10 protein-coding genes are annotated in these 10809 nt (G+C 57.6%); 5 read left to right on the forward strand and 5 right to left on the reverse strand.

Translation table 11 applies throughout. From position 1 onward, the window contains the following. Positions 1-140 precede the first annotated feature (140 nt). Positions 141-1250, reverse strand: coding sequence for a maltose/maltodextrin ABC transporter ATP-binding protein MalK (gene malK, locus B3797_RS16930; RefSeq protein WP_120456610.1), 1110 nt, complete (start codon positions 1248-1250; stop codon positions 141-143). A gap of 360 nt (positions 1251-1610) precedes the next feature. Between malK and malE the strand changes: the two genes are divergently transcribed. Genes malE through malG form a run of 3 tightly spaced genes read left to right on the forward strand, consistent with a single transcriptional unit; the run spans position 1611 to position 5292 of the window. Further along, the gene (gene malE, locus B3797_RS16935) at positions 1611-2801 is read left to right on the forward strand and encodes a maltose/maltodextrin ABC transporter substrate-binding protein MalE (protein WP_311791670.1); all 1191 of its coding nucleotides are present in this window, start codon (positions 1611-1613) and stop codon (positions 2799-2801) included. Between the two features lie 58 nt (positions 2802-2859). Continuing rightward, on the forward strand, positions 2860-4392 hold the full coding sequence (gene malF, locus B3797_RS16940; protein ID WP_311791671.1) for a maltose ABC transporter permease MalF: 1533 nt from the start codon (positions 2860-2862) through the stop codon (positions 4390-4392). A 9-nt stretch (positions 4393-4401) separates the two neighbouring features. Further along, the gene (malG, locus tag B3797_RS16945; protein ID WP_311791672.1) at positions 4402-5292 is read left to right on the forward strand and encodes a maltose ABC transporter permease MalG; all 891 of its coding nucleotides are present in this window, start codon (positions 4402-4404) and stop codon (positions 5290-5292) included. Positions 5293-5525: 233 nt separating this feature from the next. On the opposite strand, the gene B3797_RS16950 is transcribed toward malG, so the two are convergent. Both B3797_RS16950 and B3797_RS16955 read right to left on the reverse strand, forming a co-directional pair. Then, complete coding sequence (locus tag B3797_RS16950; protein ID WP_311791673.1) at positions 5526-6611, reverse strand: aldo/keto reductase; 1086 nt, start codon at positions 6609-6611, stop codon at positions 5526-5528. A 181-nt stretch (positions 6612-6792) separates the two neighbouring features. Further along, positions 6793-7704, reverse strand: a complete 912-nt coding sequence (locus tag B3797_RS16955; protein ID WP_311791674.1) for a LysR substrate-binding domain-containing protein — start codon at positions 7702-7704, stop codon at positions 6793-6795. A 116-nt stretch (positions 7705-7820) separates the two neighbouring features. On the opposite strand from B3797_RS16955, the gene B3797_RS16960 reads away from it, so the two are divergent. Together B3797_RS16960 and B3797_RS16965 are read left to right on the forward strand one after the other, a co-directional pair. Next, positions 7821-8450, forward strand: coding sequence for a LysE family translocator (locus tag B3797_RS16960; RefSeq protein WP_311791675.1), 630 nt, complete (start codon positions 7821-7823; stop codon positions 8448-8450). A gap of 22 nt (positions 8451-8472) precedes the next feature. Then, a complete protein-coding gene (locus tag B3797_RS16965) occupies positions 8473-8976 on the forward strand; it encodes a DUF1543 domain-containing protein (RefSeq protein ID WP_311791676.1) in 504 nt (167 codons plus the stop codon). Between the two features lie 240 nt (positions 8977-9216). Here the strand turns inward: B3797_RS16965 and B3797_RS16970 are convergent, their stop codons facing one another. Continuing rightward, positions 9217-9387 (reverse strand): DUF2256 domain-containing protein, encoded by a 171-nt coding sequence (locus B3797_RS16970; protein WP_311791677.1) that lies wholly within the window; start codon positions 9385-9387, stop codon positions 9217-9219. A 12-nt stretch (positions 9388-9399) separates the two neighbouring features. Beyond that, the gene (locus B3797_RS16975; protein ID WP_311791678.1) at positions 9400-10596 is read right to left on the reverse strand and encodes an MFS transporter; all 1197 of its coding nucleotides are present in this window, start codon (positions 10594-10596) and stop codon (positions 9400-9402) included. Positions 10597-10809: the final 213 nt, after the last annotated feature.

Genomic DNA, 10809 nt, shown 5'->3' on the forward strand with positions numbered 1-10809 from the left:
GGAACGGGCGTAGCCGGTAAAATCGACCGCCATCGACGGGGCAGAGATCGTGCCCGCCGCAATGGCGATAGCGAGGGGAAGTTTGCGCAGAGTTATCATTTTCTGTCTCCTGAGGTCATTGCTTTTATTGTTTTGCAGGGCTAAACACCAGGCTCCTGATGCAGCCTGCGACAGGCGCTCCCGTCCTCGCGGAACAGGTGACAGCGCTCCGGCGGCAGGCCAATGCCCATCACGGCGCCCTCTTCTACCAGCACGACGTCCTCCTGGCGGTAAACCAGGTTCTGACGGATAGCGGGGATTTGGATATGAATTTGCGTTTCGTTTCCGAGCTGCTCGACCACCTGTACCTCGCCCTCGAGCGTGACGTCGGCGATATCGCTGGAAAGCAGGTGTTCGGGACGAATGCCTAACGACATATTGCTGCCGACCTGTACGCCTGCGCTCTCAACCGGCAGCCAGATGCGCTGATCGTTGGGCAGGCGAACCTGCACCTGATCGATGGCGGTGGCGGTGACCTTGACGGGCAGGAAGTTCATCCTCGGCGAGCCGATAAAACCGGCGACGAAGCGGTTGGCAGGATAGTGATAAAGCTCCAGCGGCCGGCCGATTTGCGCGATGCGTCCGGCGTCCAGCACCACGATCTTGTCCGCCAGCGTCATCGCCTCGATCTGATCGTGCGTGACGTAAATCATGGTGCGCTTCAGGCGCTTGTGCAGACGTGAAATCTCAATGCGCATCTGCACGCGCAGCGCGGCGTCGAGGTTGGAGAGCGGCTCGTCCAGCAAAAAGACGCGCGGCTCGGCGACCAGCGTGCGGCCGATCGCCACGCGCTGACGCTGTCCACCGGAAAGCGCTTTAGGCCGACGATCCAGCAGGTGCGCCAGCTGTAGCACTTCCGCTACCTGGTTGACGCGCTGCTGGATCTCGCCGCGCTTAACGCCCGCTAGTTTCAGGCCGAAGGACATGTTTTCCGCCACGGAAAGGTGCGGATAGAGCGCATAGGACTGAAACACCATGCCGATGCCGCGCTCAGCAGGCGGCACCTCGTTCATCCGCCGATCGCCAATCAGCAGCTCACCGCTGGTAATGGTCTCCAGACCGGCGATCATGCGCAGCAGCGTGGACTTACCGCAGCCCGAAGGGCCGACGAATACCACGAACTCTCCTTCGCCGATTTCCAGATTGATGTCCTTTGAGACCAGGGTATCGCCCCAGGCCTTAGTGACATTGCGTAACGCGACGCTCGCCATTGCTTTCCTCTCCGCTTGCTCACTCTTGCCCGCATCGCCGCAGGCAGACTCCGGCGACCACTATGGGAAAGGTTCAGTCGCCGCACATCCTCCGCCGCGGACGGTTTAGCTGGGGGATGAGAGAGGAGGAGGAGATCGCCGCGCCTGGTGCCGCGAAGGCGGTAACCTGCTGTTTTTTGTGATCGACCGCGCAGAGCCGCGGCGACGAGAGTGTGCGCCAGCCCGTGATAACGGTGCAGTTTTGCAACGGCGATCACGGCTTAGCGTCAGCAGGCGTAGAGCGCGGGAGGATGAGAAGCCGCAGCGGATCGCCACAATGTGCGGGAAAACGATTTCCGTTTCCGCTAACAGGATGGAGTTATGAAAATGAAAACCGGCGCACGTATTTTTGCCCTTTCCGCCCTTACGGCCATGCTGTTTTCGGCCTCGGCAATCGCGAAGATAGAAGAGGGAAAACTGGTTATCTGGATCAATGGCGACAAAGGCTATAACGGGCTCGCCGAGGTGGGTAAAAAGTTTGAGCAGGATACCGGCATTAAAGTGACGGTAGAGCATCCGGATAAGATGGAAGAGAAGTATCCGCAGGTGGCCGCCACCGGCGACGGCCCCGATATTATCTTCTGGGCGCATGACCGCTTTGGCGGCTACGCCCAGTCAGGCCTGCTGGCGGAAATCTCGCCGGATAAAAGCTTCCAGGAGAAGCTCTTTCCCTTCACCTGGGATGCGGTGCGCTTTAATGGCAAGCTGATTGGCTACCCCGTGTCGGTCGAGTCGCTGTCGCTGATCTACAACAAAGACCTGCTGCCTAATCCGCCGAAAAGCTGGGAAGAGATGGCGGCCGTTGACAAGCAGCTGCGCGCGAAAGGCAAAAGCGCCATTATGTTCAACCTGCAGGAACCCTATTTCACCTGGCCGCTGCTGGCCGCAGGCGGCGCTTACGCCTTTAAAAAGACCGACAGCGGCTACGACATCAAAGACACCGGCGTAGATAACGCAGGCGCGAAGGCGGGCATGCAGTTCCTTGTCGATCAGGTCAAAGCCAAAACCCTCAACGCCGACACCGATTACTCTATCGCTGAAGCCGCTTTTAATAAGGGGCAGACCGCGATGACCATCAACGGCCCCTGGGCCTGGAGCAATATCGACAAGAGCGGCATTAACTATGGCGTGACGCTGCTGCCGACCCTCAACGGCAAGCCGTCGAAAACCTTTGTTGGCGTGCTTAGCGCGGGCATCAACGCGGCCAGCCCGAATAAAGAGCTGGCGAAAGAGTTCCTGGAAAACTACCTGCTGACCGACGCCGGTCTGGACGCGGTGAACAAAGATAAGCCGCTGGGCGCGGTGACGCTGAAGTCGTTCCAGCAGACGCTGGAAAAAGATGAGCGTATCGCCGCCACCATGAACAACGCGCGCAGCGGCGACATTATGCCGAATGTTCCGCAGATGGCGGCGTTCTGGTACGCGATGCGCACCGCCACGCTTAACGCCCTGAGCGGCCGCCAGAGCGTAGACGCCGCGCTGAAAGATGCGCAGGCGCGCCTGAATAAGTAATGCCTCCTTGAAGCCGGCTTGCGCCGGCTTACCACTGGCTGTTAAGGAACACCGAATCATGTCAGGAAAACCGAAAACAGGAGGCGCCAGCCAGCTGCTGAAGCGCGTTCTCGTCGGGATCTGCTGTCTGCTGGTCGGCTACCTTCTGGTGCTGATGTATGCGCAGGGCGAATACCTGTTTGCGCTGGTGACGCTGATTGTCAGCGCGGCGGGCATCTGGATTTACGCTAACCGGCGCGCCTATGCCTGGCGCTATGTCTATCCCGGCCTCGCCGGTATGGCGCTGTTTGTGCTCTTCCCCCTCGCCTGCACCGTGGCGATCGCTTTTACCAACTACAGCAGTACCAACCAGCTTACCCAGGCGCGCGCGCAGCAGGTGCTGCTGAGCCGTCAGTATCAGGACGGCGCGGGAATGAACTTCGCGCTCTATCCGGCGGGCAGCCGCTGGCAGCTGCTGTTAGCCAGCGAGAGTGAAAATTACGTTTCGCCGCCGTTCGATTTTGGCGGTGACCAGCCGCTCAGTATGACCCGCGCCGCGCCGCCTGCGGGCCAGCGCGCAACGCTGAAGGTCATCACCAGCAATCGCCAGGCGCTCAGTCAGATCCGCGCCCGGCTGCCGGACGGCCGCGAGCTGGTGATGAGTTCGCTGCGGCAGTTCTCCGGCACGCGCCCGCTCTATCTGCTTACCGCCGACCAGCAGTTGAAAAATCAGCAAAGCGGCGAGCTGTATCAGGCGAATGATAAAACAGGCTTCTTCCAGCGCGTCAACGCCGACGGCAGCTGGGGTAGCGAGCAGCTTAGCCCAGGCTTTACGGTGAATGCGGGCTGGAAGAATTTTGTGCGCGTCTTTACCGACGAAGGGATCCAGAAGCCTTTCCTGGCGATCTTCGGCTGGACGCTGCTCTTTTCGCTACTGACCGTGGCGCTGACCGTCGCCGTCGGTATGGTGCTCGCCTGCCTGGTGCAGTGGGAAGCGTTAAAGGGGAAAGCGATCTATCGCGTGATGCTGATCCTGCCCTATGCCGTACCGGCCTTTATTTCGATACTGATATTCAAGGGCCTGTTTAACCAGAGCTTCGGCGAGATCAACGTGCTGCTCAACGCGCTGTTCGGCTTCCAGCCGGCCTGGTTCAGCGACCCTCTGCTGGCGCGCGCCATGCTGGTGATCGTCAATACCTGGCTGGGCTACCCCTACATGATGATCCTCTGCATGGGGCTGCTGAAGGCGATTCCAGACGACCTGTACGAAGCTTCGGCGATGGATGGCGCAGGGCCATTGCAGAATTTCTTTCTGATTACGCTGCCGCTGTTGTTAAAGCCGCTTATGCCGCTGATGATCGCCAGCTTCGCCTTTAACTTTAACAACTTTGTGCTGGTGCAGCTGCTGACTAACGGCGGTCCCGACCGGCTTGGCACCACGACGCCTGCGGGCTATACCGATCTGCTGGTGAACTATACGTGGCGCATCGCCTTTGAGGGCGGCGGCGGGCAGGATTTCGGTCTGGCGGCGGCGATCGCGACGCTGATCTTCCTGCTGGTAGGCGCGCTGGCGGTGATTAACCTGAAAGCTGTGCGGATGAAGTTCGACTAAGGAGGCGTTATGGCTATGGTACAACCTAAATCGCAGAAGCTGCGCTTGCTGCTGACTCATCTGCTGCTGCTCGCGTTTATCGCCGCGATTCTTTTCCCGCTGCTGATGGTTATGGCAATTTCACTGCGCGCCGGCAACTTCGCGACTGGCAGTCTGATCCCGGAGCAGATATCCTGGGAGCACTGGCGGCTGGCGCTGGGGTTCAGCGTCACCCATGCCGACGGCCGCGTAACGCCGCCGCCTTTCCCGGTGCTGCTGTGGCTGTGGAACTCCGTTAAGATCGCGGCAATCAGCGCGATTGGCATAGTGGCGCTTTCCACTACCTGCGCCTATGCTTTTGCTCGCATGCGCTTCGCTGGACGCGCCAGCCTGTTGAAAGGGATGCTCATTTTCCAGATGTTCCCTGCCGTTCTCTCGCTGGTGGCACTCTACGCTTTGTTCGATCGGCTGGGGCAGTATCTGCCTTTTCTCGGGCTGAATACGCATGGCGGCGTGATTTTCGCCTACCTTGGCGGCATCGCGCTGCATGTCTGGACGATTAAAGGCTATTTCGAAACCATCGACGGTTCGCTGGAAGAGGCGGCCGCACTGGACGGCGCGACGCCGTGGCAGGCGTTCCGGCTGGTGCTGCTGCCGCTCTCGGTGCCGATCCTGGCGGTGGTGTTTATTCTGGCGTTTATCGCCGCGGTAACAGAGGTGCCTGTCGCCTCGCTGCTGCTGCGGGACGTTAACAGCTATACCCTGGCGGTCGGTATGCAGCAGTATCTGAATCCACAGAACTATCTGTGGGGGGACTTCGCTGCCGCCGCTGTGCTCTCTGCTATCCCGATTACGCTGGTGTTCCTTCTGGCGCAGCGCTGGCTGGTCAGCGGCCTGACGGCGGGAGGCGTTAAGGGCTAATCTCTTCATCAAAGCAGTGCCACTGCTTCCTCAATACTAACCATAATTGAGGGTTTTTGGCGGCCTTCGGGCCGCCGTTTTTATTGGCCTGCGATAGCTATTCCCGCTTAAGAAGTTACCGCTTCTGTATATGCAGAAAGGTACGTTCAGCAGAGATGGCGCAATAACCGGGTCAAATGACTGTTTGCCAGATAAGGATAAGGGCTGACCACTTCGCGTGGCCAGCCAGAGGCTTATTTCTGCGCCTGGTCTTTGCGTTCGTCGAGAGTCTGACGATATTCATCCAGGAAAGGTTGCTCAGCAGGATCGATGCGATCCATACCGCTGGTGAAGCGGTGCCAGTAGGGATAACGCGGAGCCGGACGCGTCACTTTTTCAATGCGCTGACGCTGCTCGTCGCTGAGGGTTAGCTCAAAGGCGTTCAGATTTTCACGCAGGTGTGTTTCGCTGCGGTTGCCGACGATAAGCGCGCTGACCCCTGGACGATCCGCCAGCCAGGCCAGGCAGACCTGGGCAATAGAAGCGTTAATTTCTTTGCCGACCTGCTCCAGCACCTCGATAACGTTATAGGCGTGTTCCATATCGTGCACATAGGGTTCCGGCCAGCCGCTGCCCTGACGGGTTGACTCAGGCGCTTTGCCGTTACGGCTGACCGCGCCGGTCAGCAGGCCTTCGCCCAGCGGCCCCCAGATCAGCGTGCCGATCTCCTGGTCGAGCGCCATCGGCAGCAGCTCGAACTCTGCTTCACGCGACTCCGGCGTGTAGTAGATTTGCTGGCTGACAGGCTTGAGCAGGTGTCGCTCGCTGGCGCAGCCCAGGGTCTTCATCATCTGCCAGGCGGTATAGTTAGAGGTACCGAAGTAACGGATTTTGCCGCTTTTCACCAGATCTTCGAGCGCGCGCAGCGTCTCTTCCACCGAGGTGACGCCATCCCAGTTATGGATCTGATAAAGGTCAATATGGTCGGTTTTAAGGCGTCGCAGGCTCGCTTCGCACGCCTTGATAAGGTGGAAACGGCTGGCGCCGCTCTCATTCGGGCCATCGCCGAGCGGGCTGCGTGCTTTGCTTGCCAGAATGACATTGTCGCGCTTGTCGCCGAGCGCTTCGCCGACAACTTCTTCTGCGCCGCCCATGGAGTAGAGATCGGCGGTATCGATCATATTAACGCCGTGATCCAGCGCGATATCGATAAAACGACGCGCTTCGCTGGCGTTAACGTTGCCAGTTTTTTCAAATCCCGCTTTGCCGCCAAACGGCACAGTGCCCAGCACGAACTTTGAGACCAGCAGGCCCGAGTGGCCCAGTTTCCTGTATTGCATTTACTTTCCTCCTTTACAGCTTAAAAAGGCGATCGTAGTCGCAACGGTTTACGCATGTTCAAGGGGAAAAGCGTAGGAGAGGATTGGGGGGGGTGCAAATAAGGTGGGGTTGAAAACAGAGTAACTGGCGGCCAGTTAATAGCGGAAACGATATGAATCTCATCCCTTTTTTTATAGTGCTTCACGCATTTTTCACATAACTCAGCATGCCGTCCGGGAGGCCTGGTACGTGAAGCCCGAGCCAGGTCAGCAGCAGCTCAATATGTCGCGTTTTGCCTGAGTGACGCGGCCACACAAGGTAGTACCCCTCCCCGGTCGCCACCGCTTCACTGAATGGAAGCGCCAGCAGTCCGCTATTTATGGCACCCAGACTCAACAAAAGATCGCCAACCGAAACGCCGTGACCGCTCAGTGCGGCCAGATTGCCCTGCTCAAGCGTGTCAAATACCTTGCCGCCGGTAAGATCAAGCGCAGGAAAGCGTCCTGTCTTATTCAGCCACCTGCGCCAGTCGCGCCGATCCGGCGACGGATGGATTAAGTCGCAGTCAGGAAGATGATGCCTCGCTTTTTCCAGCAGCGTCGGTGAGCAGACCGGAATCAGCCATTCGCTAAAAAGCAGCCTGCTTTCAGTCGAGTCACCGAAATCCCCCCTGCCGAGCAGTATCGCGCAGTCGTATGGCTCGCGCATAAAGTCCACGCTGTCTGTATCCATCCAGACGCTGGTGATCTCTACGCGAGGCGTTGTGTGATTTTCACGGAAAGCATTCAGCACATCCAGCAGCCAGCGCATGGTGAGCGTTGAAGGTGCCTTGAGCCGCAGCTCCAGGCTGCTGCTTTTGAAGGCGTAACAGGCTCGCTCAATGCCGAGAAAGCTCTCGGTTAACTGACTCGCCAGGATTCGCCCCGCCTCGCTAACCTTCACTCGCGGCCCGTTTCTTTGAAAAAGCTCGCACTCAAACCAGGCCTCAAGAGTGCGTATATGCCTGCTGACCGCGCCTGGCGTGATATTGAGGACGGCTGCCGCCTTACTGAAGGATTCTAATCGCGCAGCGGCTTCAAAGGCGCGCAGGGCATAAAGCGGTGGCAGGGACATAGCTTTCTTCATTGTGAGTTTTAGTCACATTAAGCGCGAGTTTTATCCGTTTTTCAACCGCCTCGCCTGCCTCAATAATCTGGCGCGAGCTAAGAGAAAAAAGGATAAAGAGCGCAATGAACCTGATCTTACTGAGTGCCTACATACTGGCTGTACTCGTGCTGCTTATCACTCCTGGTCCGGTCGTGGCGCTGGTGACCGCGACGGCAGCACGCCAAGGCAGTCGCCGCGCCTTTGCCACGGTAGCAGGAACCAACAGCGCATCGCTGGTTCTGATTGTGCTGGCTGCGCTAATGCTGGCAGGCGCGATCGCCTTTTCTCCCCTCTTCCTTTATTTGCTGGGAATGGCGGGTTCGCTGTATATCGGCTGGGGCGCGGTTGCCAGCCTCCGGGCAATCAGAGTAGATGCAGCAGGTAAAGAGGCCAGGGTAATGCGCGGCCAGGGAGGGTTCAGCAGAGGTTTTCTGACAGGGCTATCCAATCCCAAAGATATCCTCTTTTTCGTCGCTTTTTTCCCGCAGTTCATCGCCGTCACGCCAGATTTTACCACCAGTATCCTGACGCTCTCTCTGGTATGGATGTTTTCCGATTTTACCGTTTTGTCGCTCTATATCCTGTTGATAACGCGATGGATGCCGGAACGACATAGCCAAGGTATTGAGGGAATATCGTCTCTGTTTCTGGTTGCCGTTTCGTTGTGTGGTATCGTATATAGCGCAAGCGAAATCATTACCTGGTACGCCTGACGCGCAGGCAAAGGAGAGCGGTGTGTATCTGTTTATGTTTTACCTGGGCGGCAATGCCGGCAGGTCCAATATTGAAGTCCATGATATTCAGTTTGTGGCCGCAGACCACCCGGAGGCCGCCTGGCCTGCGCTGCGTGAAGCCTGGTTCGGCGATGCCGACAAAGTGCATATCGACGGCTATGCGCGTATTAGCTGGGCAGACGGTTACGCAGTCAGTCTGGCTGACACGCCGCCTGAAAACAGCCAGCGCCTGTGGTTCGTTAATGCGGGTGCCTACCATCCTTCCTCCCTGGCGGAGCTGCACGCCTTTGATTTGTTTGTCGCGCAAGACAGCAAAGAGGCCAAAGCGAAAGGGCTGGCATCGCTGCTCAATGGCGCGCTTCACCAGCACAAAGACAACCTGAAGGATGTGGATGACTGCATCCTGCTGGAAAAGGTCGGAAATAAATATATTCATCTCACGCCATCGGACAGCGGCGCGCCTTTCCGGCCGGAATGGCAGGGCTATCAGCCGATAGGCGTGTAAGGCATTACAGCTTTAAGGCGCGCGCCAGTTCATCAATCTGCGCGCACTGCACACGATTGAAAGTGTCGCGAGGCTGCCTGAAGATGATCGGCGACGCCTTCGCTATGCTTATGACCGCCTGAAAATCCTGCCTCGGCCCAGAAGTCCGGCGGCAAAGCACCGACGCAGAAGTTTATGTCGCCTTGAGAACAGATCGCGATAACCGCGATCTGTTCTCAGCCGCTAAATGGCGGTGCTGTATCACGACTTTTTATTACTCGCGCACCGCCTGGACTCACGCCGACAGCGTTCAGAGCAATACTGCACTTCATCCCAGCATCTTTCCCATTTCTTTCGCCAGGTCATCGGCTTCCTGCAGTGTTTACAGTATCGTACCGGCAACGATTGTTTATTCCCTTTAAAGGTACTCATAATCGATGTGATTCAGGCTGTGGCGCGGTTGAAGCGGCTGGCAGCCCACCAGATCATCAGCGCCGTCAGGGCGATAATGCCCAGCACTGCGAAAGCTGTGCTATAGGAATAACGGGCTGCAACGCTGCCCGCCAGCGCCGGACTCATCGCCGCCCCGACCCCCTGCATAAGCATTATGATGCCCTGGCCTGCGTTGGTATGCCCGCTTCCCGCCAGCACCTTAACGATATAGCCGGGCACCGCCACGCCCAGCAGTCCGGCCGCCAGGCCATCCAGCACCTGAACCGGGATCATCGCGTAAGGACCAGGGTATGCAGAGGCGAGCGCGGCACGCACCGGCAACACCAGTAGCGCTGCCGTAATCAGTAATGAATAGCCTGATTTTTGCGCGTGGCTGGCGGCAAGCAGAGCAACCGGGATCATCACGCACTGCGAAATAACCACCGTCGCGGCAGTATAAACACCAACAGGCATCGCGCTGGTATGTGAAGCTGCGGCACGCATACTCAGCATGGGCAACAGAGCGGCATTGCTGAGATGAAACAGCAGCAGCGTTAACCCGGTAAGGATAACGGCTGGATTGCGAATAAGAACCGACAGCCCTGGCACGACAAGCCTGGTTTCATCACCGCTTAAGCCGCGGGCGAGGCGATTGTCGATATCCTGATGCCTGATAGCTAAGACAGAAAGCGCCGCGCATAACGCCATCACGGTCATTAACGCAAAAACGGCCCCTGTACCCCAGTAAGCAACAAAAATCCCGGCGGCGATTGCCGCTGTCATATTGCCGCCGTGGTTAAAGGCTTCGTTTCTGCCCATCTGATGGCTAAATTTATCCGGCCCGGTTAAGCCAAGCGTGATGCCGGTGAGTACAGGCGCGATAAAGGCTGCCGAGAGGCCGGTGAGGATTTGCGAGAGAAGCGTGACCCACGATTCGGGAAAATACCAGAGCAGCAGCGTTGAAAAGGTGATGACAAGCGAACCGATAATCAGCAGCAGCCGTTTATACTGGGTCGCATCCGTTATCAGCCCCGCGGGGATAGTGGCGACCAGCCCAGCCAGACCGCCTGCCGTCATCACCCAGCCAATATCGTCCGCTTGCCAGTGGTGTTCAGTCAGAAAGATACCCAGAAAAGGGCCTAATCCATCCCTTACGTCCGCCATAAAAAAATTTACAAGGCAAAGTGCCTGAAGCGATCGCAGCGTCATAACATCCTCGTTGATAAGTGAAGGCCCACCTGCATGTATCCCGCTGCGTTTAATCCTGGCACGTAAAATCCCGTTGTGTGAAAAATGGCTCTTTTTGCTGGCGACTGAATGGCCCGCAGGTTGCTCTAGTGGCGTCATCTATCCTGTGCGGATCTGCTTGCGAAAGGTTGTCTTTATTTGATGGTATTGGTTTGTGTTTATTTAACTTTATTA

The sequence above is a fragment of the Pantoea sp. UBA5923 genome (assembly GCF_002431095.1).
Taxonomy (GTDB): domain Bacteria; phylum Pseudomonadota; class Gammaproteobacteria; order Enterobacterales; family Enterobacteriaceae; genus Pantoea; species Pantoea piersonii.